Below are 15975 nucleotides of genomic sequence, written 5' to 3' on the forward strand. Positions count from 1 at the left end.
ACTGTTTTATCTATCGAATAGTGAAACTTTTCACCAAGTCAGGACTTTAAGACCGAAAAAAGGAGCGAGGGATTACAACTCCCTCAGCTCCTCATTCAATTTCTCAGCTTGCTTTCTGAAATACATGTAAAACGCGGCCCAAATGATTGCATAGAACCCAATGAAAATACCAAGCATGCTGAGGAATCCTTTCATCGTAAAAGGAATCCACCCGATGACGAACGCAACTATGAAGTATAGCGCAGTGACGCTGAGGAAATGCAACGTCGTTTGCATTGGCAATGTCAGTTTCTCATTTTCAAAAAGCAATGGTGTCACTGTAAAGAACCAGCCGCAGAATACAGTTCCTATCACATTTTTAGATAATATGGCTGCATCCAACATATCTTTATCGCCAAAATGTATGACCGCCATTATTGTAACGAGGGCGAGGAATGAGCCGAAAAAGATGCCTAATATGCTTCTTGTCAAAAACGTCTTCATCCATTTTTCCTCCTGTTCATCTTCAATGCTTCCTTAATGCCGCCCACATATGTCCGCGACACATACTCCTTTGCACCTGATTTGAAGTGAACTACCAATGTCCCATTAAAAGAGGCTTCAAATCGGCTTAGTTCATGCAAATTGGCGATGACCGATTTCGACAGCCTGATGAACTTTGTAGAAGGAAGTATTTCCTCAAGCTCATATAACTTCTCCTTCAAAGAAAAGGAGCCTACCGCCGTCACTGCCATGACACCCTCCTTCTCCGTATGGAAATAATGAATTTCGTCCGGCTTCAAAATATGCTGCATCTCACCGTCTTTCCCAACGAGAAACTCTGTTTTCTTCCCCTTCAAAAAATCAAGGATCTCTTTTATCGAATCATCCACTTCATTGCAATGGATGGTTACTTTTGTCTCTTCATAATCGCTGTCGATATCCAAGGTAACTTTCATTTTGTCCATCCCCCTTCACCATATAATACCATTGGAAAAGGATTATTTTCTTAGTTTATTTGCAAAACGGAGTATGAAAAGTGATACGATTACGCAGCTGATAATAAATCCGATTGATAGCAGAGTGCTGCTATCCCATTGAAATTGACCGTTCCAGACGGCGATAAATAATTGATTCATATGGTAGATTGGGTTGAATTCTGCAATTACCTGAACGAATTTCGGCATCATATCGATTGGCATTGTGAATCCGCCAGTGAACATGACAATTTGAAAAATGACGATGGAGAAAACGAGTGCGCCATTCATGCTTGTGAATAAAGAATAGATAGCGGAAGAAATGATGAGTAAGGCGGCATTGAAAAGCATGAACGTGATGAACGCCATTATGAAATTAATTGGATGGAATGAAAGGTCATAAGCAACCATTCCAATGAAAAATACTAAGAAATAGCCGAAGCTTGTAATAATGATAGCTCTAAGAATATTTGAGATGAGCAATGTCCTTTTTGGAACAGGTGATAAATTGATGCGCTTTTCGACACCAGTTGTCCGGTTCATCACCTGATCGAATCCGAATGCGAAAAAGACGACACCGAATGTAATAAGAAGGATGAAGGAAGGCGTGTACGTTTCAGCATAACTAAGATTGCCTGCATACATAGTGTCACCGAAAAGTTGGCCCATGAATAAATACGTAACCGGTGGAACGATGATCGTGAATACCATATAAAAGATTTCCCTTGAGAACATCAGTAAATCGTACTTAAGTTGAGTCGCTAACATATGAATTCCTCCTTAAATGGATACCTTTGAAAGATAAAAATCGTTGATAGATTTATAACCCGAAGATAAAATCCCTTGAGTCGTATCGAACACTTCATTGACTCCGTCATTCAGAAGCATCACTTTATCGCAATAGAGTTCGACTTCATCCATATTATGTGTCGTTAAAATGACCGTGCCGCCTGTACGCTTGTTGTACTCGGAAATGTACATCCAAAGCATATTCCGCATATGGGGATCGAGACCGGTCGTCGGTTCATCTAAAATAAGCATTTTTGGCTCGGATAAAAAGGCGATTGCAAGACTGACAATTTGTTTCCATCCACCGGATAGCTTATCGAAGTATTTCTTCCGGTGCGGCTGAAGTTTGAAGTCGATGATGATTTGCTCAATATCGACAGGTGATTTGTAATACGTTTTGAAGAGCTTTAGAAGCTCCGCGACTTTTAGTGTTTTATAAAATTGAGTAGGTTGCAATACAGCAGATATATCTTTTCGTACGTTCTCGAGCCCGCTATATGATAAGGTCCGAAGTTCTTTATCGAATAACAGTACATTCCCTTCGTCATACGATTTCAAAGTCATCAGGATTTCAAGGAATGTTGATTTACCTGCACCGTTTTTCCCGATTACGCCGATGATTTCTCCAGCCTGTGCTTTGAAATCAATGCCCCGTAATACTTTGTGCGCCCCATAAGCTTTTTGCAAATTGCTAACATGAACAATCTCCATTTTCAAATTCCCTCCGTCGCTGTTCTTTGTACACTTACTATATACAGAGATTCGGAATCCGTATGCCGATTTTCGATGACTGGTAGATATTCTACTGTTAGTTGCAAAAAAACGGAGGTCAGTTGCATAAGGGGAAGGGGTTTTCTTGAGCATGCTGAGTTATGCGTGAGTTTGATATACTTTTGCACCCTCGGGACCTCTTGCGCAATGCAAGCAAGGAATATTTTAGCTCAAGGTCCATTCTTTCGCACAAGGGTCCATTCATTCGAGTTGAAGGTCCATTCTTTCGCACAAGGGTCCATTCTTTCGCACAAGGGTCCATTCATTCCAGTTTAAGGTCCATTCTTTCATACAAGAGTCCATTCATTCCAGTTTAAGGTCCATTCTTAGTCAAGTCCTTAGTCTTGTGTAAATTCCCTTTAATGTTTTCAGGTTAATATAAGACGTTACAAATATGTTAGGCAATACTGGATATGCCTACGAAACTCTATCTCGCAACTTTACTTGGAGAGGCGGACATGATAGCCTTGGCGGGAAAAGCCAGCCCTAACGGCTGGGTTTCCTGGCTTGGGACTCATGCCCGCAGAGGCTCCAAGTCAAGTTGCTTCACGATGCATCAAGTCTTACGACTTTTTAGCTGTAAACAATCGTTTATTCCAGTATTTATTTGATTCGACATAACTGATGAGTACGGCGCCAATCAACCTAAAAGCGGATTGGGTATTCGGGAAGATCCGGATAACTCTTTCACGCCTGCGGATCTCTTCATTCAGCCTTTCTACACCATTAGTGCTTCGTATCGACTTGCGATGGGCGATAGGAAAATTCATGTATTGGATTGAGTCTTCAAATCCCTCGTCAAGTATTTTTAATGCTTTTTGGTACTTGGGATTCTCTTCGTACTTTTCAAAGAACAGCTCTTTCAGACTTCGCACGGTGTCCATATCTTCTGCGGCAAATATGCTTTTTAGTAGACTGATTGCTTCCTGGTTGTCCTTTTTAGGGAAAGCTTCTACGATGTTGCGTTTGAAGTGGACATTGCATCGCTGCCAAGAGGTTCCTAAAAAATCCTCTTGAATGGCTTTTTTAAGACCTTCATGGGCATCGGAAACAACCAGTTTTGGTGATTGTAGACCTCTTGAAATAAGATGTTGGAAAAAGGAGGACCAACTCTTATAACTTTCGTTATGATCTACTTTCAACCCTAAGATTTCCCGACGACCTTCCTTGTCCACTCCCAAAGCGATGTAGACGGCTTTAGAGACTACACGGTTGTGCTCCCTAACTTTAATGTACATTGCGTCCACAAATAAGTAAGGATAAAAGTTTGTATTCAAAGGACGATTTGCCCATTCATTGACAATGGGATCCAGTTTCGCTGTAAGGGAGGAAACGAATGATTTTGACACACTCTTACCGCAAAGCTGTTCAACAATCTTGGTGACTTTTCGTGTTGACACCCCATTCACAACCATTTCAAGCATGGATAGAACAAGGGCTTGGTCACATCGCGCATATCTTTCAAAGACTGAGGGAGCGAAATCACCTTGGCGAGTACGGGGAACCTTCAAAGTAATCTTTCCGATACTCATGGTAAAATCACGCTCATAATATCCGTTTCGATAATCTACACGGTCGGCAGAACGCTCGTAGGACGCAGCGTTCAAGTACTCATCCCGTTCCATTTCCATGTATTCGTTCAGGACTAAAACGATTGTGGATTTGACGACAGCATCAATGTTTGAATTCATCACAGAGTCTTTTAAAACATCCATATCTAGGTTAAAATTAAGTTGGGCCATTTTCCATTCCTCCAAATGTTTATCGTGGTTGAAAACATTTTATCACAAGGGATGGAAAAGGCCTTTTCCTATTTACACAATTATATGGACTTAATCCCATTCTTTCGCACAAGGGTCCATTCATTCCAGTTAAGGTCCATTCTTTCGCATGAGGGTCCATTCATTCCAGTTTAAGGTCCATTCTTTCGCACAAGGGTCCATTAATTACAGCTCAAGGTCCATTCTCTCTATTTCAAGATTTTTCGGAAAATATATGACGCAGAAGGAAACCAAATCGACGATGAATTCGTCACAGTAAATAGTGCAATCGCAAAATTATGAACTATTTCTTACTTACAAGGGGGATGGGAAATGATTATTATGATCAACGGGGCGTTTGGTGTCGGGAAGACATCGGTTGCAAATGAACTATTGCGTAGATTGGACGGAGCTATGCTATTTGATCCGGAAGCGATTGGGTTCATGCTGAGGCATATTATCCCGCAAGAAATGAAATTGGATAGAGAGAAAACCGGGGATTTTCAAGACTTGGAAATGTGGAGGCCATTGACGGTCGAAGTGGCAAAACAGCTTCGCGAGACGTATGGGAAAGACTTGATCGTGCCGATGACGATTTACAATAAGGACTATTTTAATACAATCCATGGTGGTTTTAGGCGAATTGATCCTGAAACGTATCATTTCTGTTTGGTCGCTAAAAAGGAGACTATCCATCAACGACTCATTGAACGTGGGGAAGAGGAAGGCAATTGGTGCTTCCAGCAGACGGATAAATGCCTATCAGGGTTTGAGGACTTCCGTTTTGAACAATTCATACAAACTGACGATACCGGGATTGAAGAAATTGCTAATTTCATTTGCAAGGAGACTGCAGTTAAGTCGATAAATAACTGACAAAAACTTACCATTCAGTAATCTTAACAAACACTTTACATCATACTTTTTCCCTATGACCTATACTTGCTATAGACTATAGATCATCAAGGGGATGCTTGGAATTGAGAATGACAGTCGGAAAGAAGTTATGGCTTGGATTTTTAGCAATACTATCAATCGTTCTCTTTGTAGGGGCGTCTGGCCTCTGGGCCCTATATAAATTGAATGCAGAATACCGTTATTTAATTGACGACAAAATAAAAAACGTCATCGCCATGGAACAACTATTGTCAGCCCAACATGCGGATGCAAAAAACATCCGTGGCTACATCATTTACCAAGAGCAAACATACGTGGAACAACGAACAGAAATTATGGAATCCATTAAGGGACATATAAAAGAGTTGGACAAAGCATTACATACTCCATCCGCCCATGAAATGATGAAAAACGTGAAGGAGACATCTAAGAGCGCGGAACAAATTAGTGAACTCATCATCCGAGATGTTCACTCGGGGAATATGGAAAGCGCTATGAACTTGGCAAAGGAAGTATCCTACTACCAGGAGAAGGTTTCGGCCAATCTTCAACAGCTGATTCACCAGCAAGAATCTGAAAAGAAAAATACTGAAGAGCAGCTACAAACCGTGTTGAAGTGGATATATGTAAGTATTGTAGGCTTGATCGGTGTTGCAGTCATAACAAGTATCATCATAGCCCGAATCATTAGCAATAGCATCGCTCGACCGGTACGAAATATGACTGCGTCTCTTGCACAACTCGCAAACGGAGATTTTACTTCCGGGCCGATTTTAGTCCACAACAAAGATGAAATAGGGGATATGGCTATCGCACTTAATGGGATGACGGATGACTTGAGGGGAATTCTGAAGACTGTCAAAGACTCTGCTATTCTGCTTGCTAACCATGCGGAGGAATTATCCGCAAGCTCGGAGGAAAGCTTAGCCGCCTCGAAAACAGTTGCAGAAATAACGGAGCGGAATTTGATTGCGAGTGATGAACAGGTCGGAAAAGTGAATGATTCCACTCGTTCTTTGAATGAAATGCTAAAAGGGATTGACCATATTAGCAACGATAATGAAAAGATGCAACATGCTTCAACGGAAGTTGCTGGCCACGTTTTAGATGGGGCTTCAAAGATGAAAGATTTAACAAGCCAAATGGCGGAAATTAGTTCCTCCATTCAGAGGTCATCCAACACAATCGGTCAACTAGCGACCCAATCGGAAAAAATCCGCGAAGTGACGACTGTTATAACAAAGATGGCAGAGCAGACAAACCTATTAGCGTTGAATGCGGCAATTGAAGCCGCACGAGCGGGTGAACATGGTAAAGGGTTTGCTGTTGTAGCCAATGAGGTGCGCCATCTTGCGGATCAATCGAAACAGTCAGCAGCAGATATTGGGAGATTAATCGATGAGATAGTGCATAGTGTTGAAAGAACGATTGTAACTGCAGAAGAAGGCTATTTATTTGTTGCGAAAGGAAGGGAACTGTCGGAAAGAACGGGGTATGTGTTTCAGCAGATTGAAAGTGCAACAGGAATGATGAACGGTGCAATGAATGCTGTCTCCACAACTATTAAAGAAGTGCGGTCCATGACGGATATCATATCGGCTGAATCGATAGATGTACAAAACCTTGCATTGCAAACACTAACGGAAGCCCAATCGGCAAGCGCAGCAACAGAAGAACAGCTATCCGCAAATTCGGAGATATCTATGAACGCGCAGGCGTTAGCTATACTGGCGGAACGTCTTCTGAGGGATGTGAATCGATTTAAGATAGCTGAGTAGTGGATTAAAGGGGGATTGAATAATGAAGGCAATTATATTTGATTTTGATGGGACATTGGCGAATACATTACCAATTTGTTATTACGCATTTCAAAGCGTCTTTAAGGAATACGATAATAGAGAAATTACGCCAAACGAGATTATAGGAATGTTTGGTCCTTCGGAAGTTGGCATTCTTAGAAAGAATCTATTAAGCACTCGTAAAGACGAGGCGATAGAATATTTCTACCAACAATACTCAGAGTTTCATATGGACTTAGTAAAAGCTAATCAAGACATACATAAAATGATTTCTATCCTAAAAGGGATGGATATAAAGTTGGGAATTTTCACAGGCAAGGCAAAAAGAAGCTTAGACATCTCCTTGGAAAAATTAGATATGGAAGGGTTGTTCGATTGTGTAATCACGGGCGATGATGTATGTAAGCCTAAACCCGATCCGGAAGGGCTTGTGAAAGCCTTATCGTTACTAAAAGTGGATAATTCTGAAGCGATTTTTGTTGGAGATAGTGATGCGGATATAATTGCTGGATTGCAAGCTAATGTATTTACAATTGGTGTACAGTGGCTCCCTGAATATCAAACTGCAGTATTTAGTGAACAACCAAATTTGCTGATGGGTAGCGTGGCGGAATTTGAGAATTATGTGAAGGGTGAAGTTAAATGAGTACACAATGGTTGAATTGGGCAAAAAGAATTCAGGCATTGTCTCAGTCGGGATTAGCCTTTTCAAAAGATATTTATGATATAGAGCGTTACGAGGAGTTACGAAAAATTAGTGTTGAGATAATAGCGGAGTATACCAATCTTGATATGAATAAAATTGAAGACTTGTTCGCTAATGAAACAGGCTATCAAACTCCGAAAGTAGATGTTCGAGGTGTCGTATTTAAAAATGATCAAATCTTAATGGTGAAAGAGAACATAGATGATAAATGGGCTTTGCCGGGTGGATTTTGCGACATAGAACTATCTCCTACTGAGAATGTAGTAAAGGAGATTAAAGAGGAATCCGGATACGATGTAATTCCAGTAAAAATAATTGCCTTATTAGATAAAAACAAGCACCCTCATCCTCCAGAACCATATCATTACTATAAGATTTTCATCATGTGTGAAATTATTGGAGGAGGTCCAGCTGTGGGACCGGAAACGAACCAAGTTGAGTTCTTTTCTAAGAACAATTTACCCCCACTCTCTAAAAATCGAAATACCGAGTCCCAAATTATAACTATGTTTGAATTCTTATGGAATCCTCATAAGGAAACGGTTTTTGATTGATAATTCCACCATTAGTAGAATTATAGTATTCAACCAATAGTTGATAGGCGGTTTGGTAACAATATGCTACGCTGAAGTTAACAGTGCGCGCTGAAACTTATTGGGGAGGTTGTTTGGATGTTGGATACACGAAAGATTGGAAGTTATATTTCAAAGCTACGGAAAGAGCGGGATTGGACGCAGATGGAGATGGCGGATCGGTTGAATGTGAGTCATCAGGCCGTTTCTAAATGGGAACGTGGAGAATCGATGCCAGATTTAGGGACATTGATGAACATCGGTCAGGAATTTGGAGTGTCGGTGGATGAGTTGATGAATGGGGGTGCCGGGCAGGATGATACGGTATACGTCCATAATCTTGGTCGGATCATGAAGGGGTTTTCTGAGGAGCGTCGGGAAGAAGTCGCAGAAATGATCAATACGGGCGAAGCGGAAATGGATGAATTAATTGAAGTAGCGCCTTTATTGAAAGCGAGTGAATTGGCCGCAGTGACGGAGAAGGTAGATAAAAGCCTGTTCAATCAAGATATGATTTTGAGGCTCGCTCCTTTTGTTGAAACAGAGACGTTGGATCAGCTTGTATTAGAGGCGGCTCAGGAAAGCGTAGAAATTGAGCTTATTGGGAAATTGGCTCCATTTATTAGTAATGACGCGTTAGGAAAATTGTTGGACAAGGCTGTTACGGACGGAGTGGATTTTGACGCCGTAGTTCGACTGGCGCCGTTTGTACAAAGGGAGTCATTGGATAGGCTTGCACTCCAGGCGATGGAGGATGGCATAGGTTTGGATTTGATTGGAAAACTGGCACCTTTTGTTAGTAGAGAAGCATTAGGGAAATTATTAGACAAGGCAGTTGCGGATAACCTGGATTATGATGCAGTTATCAAGCTTGCTCCGTTTATTGGAAGAGAACGTGTAGATAAATTGATTGAACGGGCTGTAACTGAGGATTTGGAATGGACATTTGTCGTTAGATTGGCTCCGTTTTGCAGCCGTTCAATGTTGAATCGATTGGCGGAACAAGTGAAAGAGGGGGAATTGGATTCAAATCGCCTAATATCCCTTGCGCCTTTCATCGACAGGGAGGTTTTGAGCAGGATTGTGGATCGGATGGAAATGAGCAAGTTTGAGCCGGAAGCAATTGCGGGATTAGCGCCGTTTGTAGATAAAGGGACGTTAAGCAAATGGATTCAAAGATTATTGGTGAAATGAAGGAGGAGCAGCACTGTACAAACGGTGCTGTTTTTTATTGCATTTTACTGAAGTGTGAATTGTTTGGTAAGTGAGAACGTGTGTATGGTATAATGTGAGAATAATAGCATAGTTTTCAAGGGCGGTCAGCATCCTGTAGTTGTAACAACATTCCAGTCTTCACAGATGGAAGGGGGTGCTGTAAGAAGTGACTACATTCGAAGCAATAATCGTCATGATTAGTTTTTCTACTCTAATCGTAGCAGTGATTGCACTAGTATTGTCACAAAAGAAATAATCCACCCTTGAGTTTTAGCGGACTCGGATGGATTAATTCCTAATGTGACGCTGATCCCCTAATGGAAACCATGTCTATTAAAGTTCCGCAATGATGCACCAACATCGTTGCGGTCTTTTTTACTATATCCTATATCTATTGAAATTATAACAAATAGAAATCGTAAAGTCTATTAATTGAAAATAATTGAAGAGGTGTGTTTATGTTAATTCAACATGGCCGTGTGGCTATTCGAGAATTGATTAATGGCGATAAATTCCTTTTGGCCAAATGGTTGTCCGATCCCATGGTGTTGCAATTTTATGAGGGACGGGACCGTCCTCTAAATTTGGCACAGGTTGAGGAGGACTTTTACGGTGAAGCGGACGGTGAGACAAGATGTCTTATATTATACGATGAGAAGCCGATTGGGTATGTGCAATTTTATCCAACTGGGGATGAGGAAAGGCAGATTTATGGATACCTGGATCCGTCGGAAATCATTTACGGGATGGATCAGTTCATCGGGGAACCGGCTTTTTGGAATAAAGGAATTGGAACGCAACTTGTCGAAATGATTGTTACCTATTTATTGAATGAAGTTAAAGCGGACCGTATTATTATGGATCCACAAACTTGGAACGAGCGGGCGATTCGCTGCTATGAGAAGTGTGGCTTCAGTAAAGTAAAGCTTTTACCTAAGCATGAATGGCATGAAGGAGAATACCGTGATTGCTGGTTGATTGAGTATGTTAGGAAGTGACATTGTGCATCCGAGAAACCGGGGATCTGCTGTAATTATTCAAGAAGATAATGTTGCGCTCATTCAGAGGAACCGTGATGGAAAAGAATATTATGTTTTTCCGGGCGGTGGAATTGAGGACGGGGAAAGCCCTGAGGAGGCAACTGTCCGTGAAGCATTTGAAGAGTTAGGTGTAGAAATAGAAATTAAGTCGACTATTGGAACTGTTATCTTCAATGGGACGCAGTATTTTTTTCTTGCAACGATTGTCGGTGGGACATTTGGGACGGGGAAAGGTGAAGAATATGAGGTGCACAGCAATAGAGGGACTTATAAGCCAATGTGGATACCAATAGACAAACTTGAAATATTAGATGTTCGCCCAATGGAGATCGTAAAGAAGTTGATTAATTAAAGACTAAAGGCTTTGGGAAATGAGGGATAGAAGATGAAAGGGATATATGTCGATTGGGGTGGGCATAAACTGATGCTCACGTGGATGAGGGATTTGATGCCTGAACGAGAATTGATCACAAGTGTTCATGCATTTTGTTTTCACGAAGGACAGTTGCTCATGGTTAATTTAAATGATCGTGGTTGGGACTTTCCTGGAGGCCATATCGAGGCGGGGGAAACGGTGGAATCATGTGTACGCCGAGAAGTTATGGAAGAGGCTTACGTGACGGGTGATTGCACGCTTTTAGGAGCCATTGAAGTAAATCATGAGGAAAATCCATTATGGAATCTATCCAGCCCCTATCCAAAAGTGGGCTATCAAGTGTTTTACCGGATGGATATTAAGGAGTTCATGCCGTTTGATGCGGGGTACGAGTCGTCGGAACGGATTTTAATTCCGCCGACAGAGGTTGGCGATTATTATAAAGGCTGGCATGAAACGTATGAAGTAATCATGGATGCGTCATTGAGTGTGGGTGAGAAACTGGAGAAATTTACTGGGGGACGATGACTATGAAAGTTAAAGGATTTGGTGGGGTTTTTTGGAGAACCGAGGATGTTGCTGCATTGGGAAAATGGTATAAAGATACTCTTGGTTTATCGATGGAAGAGTGGAATGGTACGATTTTCAAGCCAGACGTTGACAATGAAACAATATTTTCTTTGTTTAAAGAGGATAATGATTATTTTCCAAAGAATCAATCCGTAATGTTAAATTTTCAAGTGGAAAATATCGAAGCTTGGTTGGAGCATTTTGAGAAAATCGGAATACCGCTTTTAAAACAACCTGAGAAAAGCGAGTTCGGGACATTTGTTTGGATTGCTGATCCGGATGGAAGATGGATTGAACTTTGGGAGAAATAATTGTGAATGATCATACGAGTTGAATGAATTTGTTGTCACAATTTCGTCGGTCGACAGACGGTGATTTTGCCATTAACCTAAAGGTAACAGATGTGAAGTTTCCGTGAGGAGGTTGCCGTGGTGAGGCGAATATTGATACCGATACTGCTTGTTGCCGCTGTGTTAATGACGGGTTGTGCGTATGAATATATGGAAGAGGACGGCTATCGGATGGCGGTCATCAATGAAGGGTTTCCAGTTCCGAAAAATGCCTATGAGGTGAAACCGGAAGATTGCACGACTGAAATTGCGAAGTCGGCGAAGTACAAGTTGAAGGGTATCGGAGACGAAGAGGGTACCCCGCCTGCAGACTATTTGGATGAAATAGAAAGATGGGGTTGGACGGAGCTCGAAGACAAACGGGTCGGCCATGTTCATTACTTTGAGAAAAAGGGTAAAATCATGTCGCTTATCATACAGAAAAATGTTTTTGATGTATTTGAGATGAGTGACGATGTTGAGTTGTGATGAAAAATGGCTATACAGGATCTATGAGAAACGCCTCCTGGTGAATATTACCGGGAGGCTTTATTAACAAGTTTACTCAAACAATGCAACTTCCGGATCCTTTCCGACACAATGCACAAGCATCGCAAGAAGCTGCCCTCGGTGATGATAGATGTGAGAAGAGATTTCTAACAACCACTCAAACCGCGTATAGGAAACGCCCCAGTAAGAAGTCATCTTTTGCACTAACTCATCCTCTGTGTATTCGAGATAACGGTTTTCCAATAATGCAAAATTGGACAACAGAGCCTCTTTCATATCAGCTATGGATTGAAGGGAATTGGACGTATAAAAGGTTCTCATCTCATCCGCTGTTGCTTCATCTGATATAAGTTGGTCTGCTTTACAAATCAACGAAATATGAGCTAACAGCTGTCTAATGGAAAACTTATTATCTGTAGGTTTCATATCTAAATCAGTCGAATCCAACTTGTCCATTATTTCAATTGTCGACTTTACAGCAATATGGATTTGATTTAACGTATTTCTTACATAATAATTATTCATTTACCTACCTCACTCAAATGCTTTCAATACCCTCAAATTATCAAGTGTTAGTACGCCGCTCCACTCCTGCTTTGCGGTTTCCCAAACGTCTTCGAATCGTCCCCATTCCCAAGCCGGTTTCCAGCTGCCATCTTTCGCTTGGGTATTCAGGAGATGCTGAATGTTTGCTGGGATAATTTCTTTGAACTCATCATACAAGAAAGACTCAGAAGATGGTACGACCTGAAGAGGGAGTAGGCAGTAGCCATGCCATTTTTCTGAGTCAGTCGTTACGCTTTTTTGTGCCGTCTCGCGAACTTTTACTGAAATCTTCTCAGCTTCTTCAGAAGGTAATTCCCTCATCAATCTCACCAAGCATTGCAACTCGTGGAAATCGCCAGTTTCTAATTGGTTGATGTAGGAAACCGCGTAGGCAGTTAGTTTTTCCAAAAAGTCCTCTAAAACAAGTCCTTTATAATGGTGCAATAAACCAGTCATTTCAGCACTCGGGTTTCCCCATGGCCAATCCCCGCCGTAATTCCACCAGATAGCACGTGGTGCCGTTTCCACTTCCTTCGGGACAATTTCCCATCCCATCTTTTCTTCGTTAAACGTATTCAATACATGTTGAATTGCTTTTTGCACCATCGGTTCCGATTCATCAGCCCCGATACGGATCAGATGCTGTAGCCCAATTGTCGTCGCCAATGCTGAAGATGCCTCGCACCTGAAATCAGGCTCCAATCCATTACCGAATCCGCCATCTTCATTTTGATAAACCTTCAATTCTTCCAATACCCGCTCGCGGCTGCCATTTTCAAATTCGAATTCGTAAAGAGCTTTTTCCAAAGGACGGGCTTTTGTTTTTAGAAATGTTATGGCGTGTTGGTATTGGTCATCTAATAGTCGTTCCAACTGAATCCCTGCTTTCAAATTAGTCTTATGGACGTATTCGTGATTGGAAATAGGGAATCCTTCAAGGAATAGTTAAAAAATTGGAGATGATATAGTTGAAGCTGCTAAGAGATATCATTATCTTTTTAATTTTTGGGGCTCTAATTGGCGTACAACAAATCGTTAATTCAAATGCGTTGGAACCTGAGATCGTAGATTACAAAACAATTCCTTTTGACGTTGAAGACGGATGGGTATGCATTCCGGAAGGTGAACACAAACTTACTGTTGGGGTACAAGCGAAAAACACGAAGAAAATGTATTTTTACCTGACACCAACGGGGACAAATACCGCCTCACAGAAGGTTTTAATCGGGGAGAGCGAAGGAAGGAAAGGCATTTTCACAGTTAACCATATATTTAAGGAGAATGAGAGCATTCTGTATCATTTTTCAGTGGACTATGAAAACCAAAAGCATAAGGAAACCGATTTTTTGTTCAATATTGTAAGATGCGATTGAATATTGACGCATAAACTTGACGAAAGAAGCATAAATCCTCTCAAACATGCATAAATAATTTTTTTGCGTATTTGGGAGGATTTATGCGTGAATCTCAGTGTTTATGCGCATTTTGTGGCTTTTATGCATGATTGTGAACAAAAAAAGTGAAAATAGAATGGGACTGCATGAAGTGGCTTATGCAGTCCCGTTTTTTTAATCAAAACTCATATTCCGCAAGTACTGATACAATCGCGTCTTCAATTGGCGAAACTGGCCCGCTAATATAATTATTAATTAATATAGAAAAAATCAGTTCTGTACCGTCTTTTGCGGTTACGAAGCCTGAAAGTGTGGAGACACCGGTTATTGTACCGGTTTTCGCTTTGACGTTTCCGGCAGTCAGTCCACCACCCATTCGGTTGCGGAGTGTGCCTCCGACCATCCGTTCGGGATTTCCCGCAATTGGAAGCGAAGCCTCAAATGCGGAGAACCAACTTTTCGATTGTATATTACCTAACAATGTCGTAAGCTCATCGGCAGAAATGAGGTTCTTATGCGACATGCCCGAACCATCGCGTAGCATGATAGTGTCGGTATTGACACCGAATTCCTTCAGTTTCTCCTTCATGACCGCAAGACCCGCGTCCCAGCTGCCTTCGCCGCGCTGAACTTTCCCCATCTCCTTCACCAATGTTTCCCCGTGTCCATTGTTGCTCAGTTTCATGAATGGAATGAAAAGCTCTTCAAGTGGCATTGATTTTCTTGATGTAAGAATGGTTGCATTGCTTGGCGTGAACCCGGGTTTTACTCCATCTATAAACTGGATGCCTTCCGCCTCGAGCGATTGTTTAAAAACATCCAATACGTACATTGTAGGTTCCCAAACAGCTACCCAAGAACGAGACACTGTTCCACCAAGCGGTATATTTCCTTCAATGAAAATTCGATTTGTTCCATGCTCACGTTCAATCGTTATACTTTTCGATTGGCCTTTTGAAACTGTTTTTGCCTTGTTGACGATTTCAACATGGCTATTATTCGGGATGAGTGTCACTTTTGGTGGACTGCCGTTCTTTTCGTTTGGATGCACATCGACGATTACTGTTCCCGCATCATAATCTTCATTTGGTGAAAGTGTCAAAGCAGAAACTTGGGCACCAACATAGTTATGTTCATCTGACCAGTTCAAGTCCTGAGAATAGCGGACATCGTCATACCAGCTATCATCGGCAATTAGACTGCCATTGATATTATTTATTCCTTTCGCCTTCAAATCTCTGGCGAACTGGTCCAAATCCTTTTTCATTAGAGTAGGGTCACCTTTTCCCCTAAGGTAAAGATTTCCGTTCAGTACTGCCCCTTTTACTTGTCCATCTGTCAGCACTTCTGTCGTGAATTGATAGCCTGGACCCAAAATATCCATAGCTGTCCCGCCAGTCAGTAATTTCATATTGGACGCGGGGCGCAGGCGGATGTCCCCGAAATGTGAGTATAGAACTTCTCCGCCAACCGCTTTACGGATACTTACGCCGGCAATCGCTCCCTCGAGTTTCGGGTCCTGCAGGATGGCTTCTATCTTCTGACCAAGATCTTCATTTTTGGTTGATTTATCTTCGTTCATTTTTGGTTTTTCAATGGATGCAACGTAAATGATTTCATTGGATGCAGCGATAGGTTGAATTGGTGTTTGAGGAGTGACAGGGAATATTGCAAGTAATGCAATTGATAGTGCAAGGAATGACTTTTTAAGTACAGGGATCTGTTTCATATTTGCTTACATCCTT

At 41.6% G+C, this 15975-nt stretch carries 20 protein-coding genes; 12 read left to right on the forward strand and 8 right to left on the reverse strand.

What is annotated here, in order from left to right; all coding sequences use genetic code 11:
* Positions 1–72 precede the first annotated feature (72 nt).
* From NSQ43_RS04120 to NSQ43_RS04140, 5 genes are all read right to left on the reverse strand, one after another.
* Positions 73–483, reverse strand: coding sequence for a DUF3021 domain-containing protein (locus tag NSQ43_RS04120; RefSeq protein WP_339253255.1), 411 nt, complete (start codon positions 481–483; stop codon positions 73–75).
* On the reverse strand, positions 480–938 hold the full coding sequence (locus tag NSQ43_RS04125) for a LytTR family DNA-binding domain-containing protein (RefSeq protein ID WP_339253257.1): 459 nt from the start codon (positions 936–938) through the stop codon (positions 480–482). Before NSQ43_RS04125 ends, NSQ43_RS04120 begins: the two co-directional genes overlap by 4 nt.
* 42 nt (positions 939–980) lie before the next feature.
* Complete coding sequence (locus NSQ43_RS04130) at positions 981–1724, reverse strand: ABC transporter permease (RefSeq protein ID WP_339253259.1); 744 nt, start codon at positions 1722–1724, stop codon at positions 981–983.
* 12 nt (positions 1725–1736) lie between these two features.
* A complete protein-coding gene (locus NSQ43_RS04135; RefSeq protein ID WP_339253260.1) occupies positions 1737–2456 on the reverse strand; it encodes an ABC transporter ATP-binding protein in 720 nt (239 codons plus the stop codon).
* A 623-nt stretch (positions 2457–3079) separates the two neighbouring features.
* Positions 3080–4258, reverse strand: a complete 1179-nt coding sequence (locus tag NSQ43_RS04140) for an IS256 family transposase (protein ID WP_339250818.1) — start codon at positions 4256–4258, stop codon at positions 3080–3082.
* Positions 4259–4609: 351 nt separating this feature from the next.
* Here NSQ43_RS04140 and NSQ43_RS04145 point away from each other — a divergent pair, with 351 nt between their 5' ends.
* The 11 genes from NSQ43_RS04145 to NSQ43_RS04195 all read left to right on the forward strand — a co-directional run bounded on the left by NSQ43_RS04145 (position 4610) and on the right by NSQ43_RS04195 (position 12269).
* Complete coding sequence (locus NSQ43_RS04145) at positions 4610–5152, forward strand: AAA family ATPase (protein ID WP_339253261.1); 543 nt, start codon at positions 4610–4612, stop codon at positions 5150–5152.
* A gap of 110 nt (positions 5153–5262) precedes the next feature.
* Entirely contained in the window at positions 5263–6951 is a 1689-nt protein-coding gene (locus NSQ43_RS04150; RefSeq protein WP_339254790.1) for a methyl-accepting chemotaxis protein, read from the forward strand.
* A 19-nt stretch (positions 6952–6970) separates the two neighbouring features.
* A complete protein-coding gene (locus tag NSQ43_RS04155) occupies positions 6971–7618 on the forward strand; it encodes an HAD family hydrolase (RefSeq protein WP_339254792.1) in 648 nt (215 codons plus the stop codon).
* Positions 7615–8232 (forward strand): NUDIX hydrolase, encoded by a 618-nt coding sequence (locus NSQ43_RS04160; protein WP_339253262.1) that lies wholly within the window; start codon positions 7615–7617, stop codon positions 8230–8232. The genes NSQ43_RS04155 and NSQ43_RS04160 overlap by 4 nt, the downstream gene beginning before the upstream one ends.
* A gap of 117 nt (positions 8233–8349) precedes the next feature.
* The gene (locus NSQ43_RS04165) at positions 8350–9444 is read left to right on the forward strand and encodes a helix-turn-helix transcriptional regulator (RefSeq protein ID WP_339253264.1); all 1095 of its coding nucleotides are present in this window, start codon (positions 8350–8352) and stop codon (positions 9442–9444) included.
* A 187-nt stretch (positions 9445–9631) separates the two neighbouring features.
* Positions 9632–9721: a putative holin-like toxin gene (locus tag NSQ43_RS04170; protein ID WP_339253266.1), complete on the forward strand. Its 90-nt coding sequence runs from the start codon at positions 9632–9634 to the stop codon at positions 9719–9721.
* Between the two features lie 202 nt (positions 9722–9923).
* A complete protein-coding gene (locus NSQ43_RS04175; RefSeq protein WP_339253269.1) occupies positions 9924–10463 on the forward strand; it encodes a GNAT family N-acetyltransferase in 540 nt (179 codons plus the stop codon).
* Positions 10464–10467: 4 nt separating this feature from the next.
* Positions 10468–10857: an NUDIX domain-containing protein gene (locus tag NSQ43_RS04180; RefSeq protein ID WP_339253271.1), complete on the forward strand. Its 390-nt coding sequence runs from the start codon at positions 10468–10470 to the stop codon at positions 10855–10857.
* A 33-nt stretch (positions 10858–10890) separates the two neighbouring features.
* A complete protein-coding gene (locus NSQ43_RS04185; protein ID WP_339253272.1) occupies positions 10891–11409 on the forward strand; it encodes an NUDIX domain-containing protein in 519 nt (172 codons plus the stop codon).
* A gap of 2 nt (positions 11410–11411) precedes the next feature.
* Positions 11412–11762, forward strand: coding sequence for a VOC family protein (locus NSQ43_RS04190; RefSeq protein ID WP_339253274.1), 351 nt, complete (start codon positions 11412–11414; stop codon positions 11760–11762).
* Between the two features lie 120 nt (positions 11763–11882).
* Positions 11883–12269: a hypothetical protein gene (locus tag NSQ43_RS04195; protein WP_339253275.1), complete on the forward strand. Its 387-nt coding sequence runs from the start codon at positions 11883–11885 to the stop codon at positions 12267–12269.
* A 72-nt stretch (positions 12270–12341) separates the two neighbouring features.
* Here NSQ43_RS04195 and NSQ43_RS04200 read toward each other — a convergent pair whose 3' ends face one another.
* Complete coding sequence (locus tag NSQ43_RS04200) at positions 12342–12815, reverse strand: DinB family protein (RefSeq protein WP_339253277.1); 474 nt, start codon at positions 12813–12815, stop codon at positions 12342–12344.
* A 9-nt stretch (positions 12816–12824) separates the two neighbouring features.
* Complete coding sequence (locus NSQ43_RS04205) at positions 12825–13709, reverse strand: hypothetical protein (RefSeq protein WP_339253279.1); 885 nt, start codon at positions 13707–13709, stop codon at positions 12825–12827.
* Between the two features lie 95 nt (positions 13710–13804).
* On the opposite strand from NSQ43_RS04205, the gene NSQ43_RS04210 reads away from it, so the two are divergent.
* Positions 13805–14209 carry a hypothetical protein gene (locus NSQ43_RS04210; protein WP_339253281.1) on the forward strand — a complete coding sequence of 135 codons (405 nt, stop codon included), beginning with the start codon at positions 13805–13807 and terminating at the stop codon, positions 14207–14209.
* 199 nt (positions 14210–14408) lie between these two features.
* Here NSQ43_RS04210 and dacB read toward each other — a convergent pair whose 3' ends face one another.
* Positions 14409–15959 (reverse strand): D-alanyl-D-alanine carboxypeptidase/D-alanyl-D-alanine-endopeptidase, encoded by a 1551-nt coding sequence (gene dacB / locus NSQ43_RS04215; RefSeq protein WP_339253283.1) that lies wholly within the window; start codon positions 15957–15959, stop codon positions 14409–14411.
* Positions 15960–15975: the final 16 nt, after the last annotated feature.

Source organism: Sporosarcina sp. FSL W8-0480, from assembly GCF_037963765.1.
In the GTDB taxonomy this organism is placed as follows: domain Bacteria; phylum Bacillota; class Bacilli; order Bacillales_A; family Planococcaceae; genus Sporosarcina.

Bases quoted from the DNA above. Each gene is read 5' to 3' on its own strand.
- NSQ43_RS04120 (WP_339253255.1), bottom strand. From the start codon at position 483: ATGAAGACGTTTTTGACAAGAAGCATATTAGGCATCTTTTTCGGCTCA.
- NSQ43_RS04125 (WP_339253257.1), bottom strand. From the start codon at position 938: ATGAAAGTTACCTTGGATATCGACAGCGATTATGAAGAGACAAAAGTA.
- NSQ43_RS04130 (WP_339253259.1), bottom strand. From the start codon at position 1,724: ATGTTAGCGACTCAACTTAAGTACGATTTACTGATGTTCTCAAGGGAA.
- NSQ43_RS04135 (WP_339253260.1), bottom strand. From the start codon at position 2,456: ATGGAGATTGTTCATGTTAGCAATTTGCAAAAAGCTTATGGGGCGCAC.
- NSQ43_RS04140 (WP_339250818.1), bottom strand. From the start codon at position 4,258: ATGGCCCAACTTAATTTTAACCTAGATATGGATGTTTTAAAAGACTCT.
- NSQ43_RS04145 (WP_339253261.1), top strand. From the start codon at position 4,610: ATGATTATTATGATCAACGGGGCGTTTGGTGTCGGGAAGACATCGGTT.
- NSQ43_RS04150 (WP_339254790.1), top strand. From the start codon at position 5,263: ATGACAGTCGGAAAGAAGTTATGGCTTGGATTTTTAGCAATACTATCA.
- NSQ43_RS04160 (WP_339253262.1), top strand. From the start codon at position 7,615: ATGAGTACACAATGGTTGAATTGGGCAAAAAGAATTCAGGCATTGTCT.
- NSQ43_RS04165 (WP_339253264.1), top strand. From the start codon at position 8,350: ATGTTGGATACACGAAAGATTGGAAGTTATATTTCAAAGCTACGGAAA.
- NSQ43_RS04175 (WP_339253269.1), top strand. From the start codon at position 9,924: ATGTTAATTCAACATGGCCGTGTGGCTATTCGAGAATTGATTAATGGC.
- NSQ43_RS04185 (WP_339253272.1), top strand. From the start codon at position 10,891: ATGAAAGGGATATATGTCGATTGGGGTGGGCATAAACTGATGCTCACG.
- NSQ43_RS04190 (WP_339253274.1), top strand. From the start codon at position 11,412: ATGAAAGTTAAAGGATTTGGTGGGGTTTTTTGGAGAACCGAGGATGTT.
- NSQ43_RS04200 (WP_339253277.1), bottom strand. From the start codon at position 12,815: ATGAATAATTATTATGTAAGAAATACGTTAAATCAAATCCATATTGCT.
- dacB (WP_339253283.1), bottom strand. From the start codon at position 15,959: ATGAAACAGATCCCTGTACTTAAAAAGTCATTCCTTGCACTATCAATT.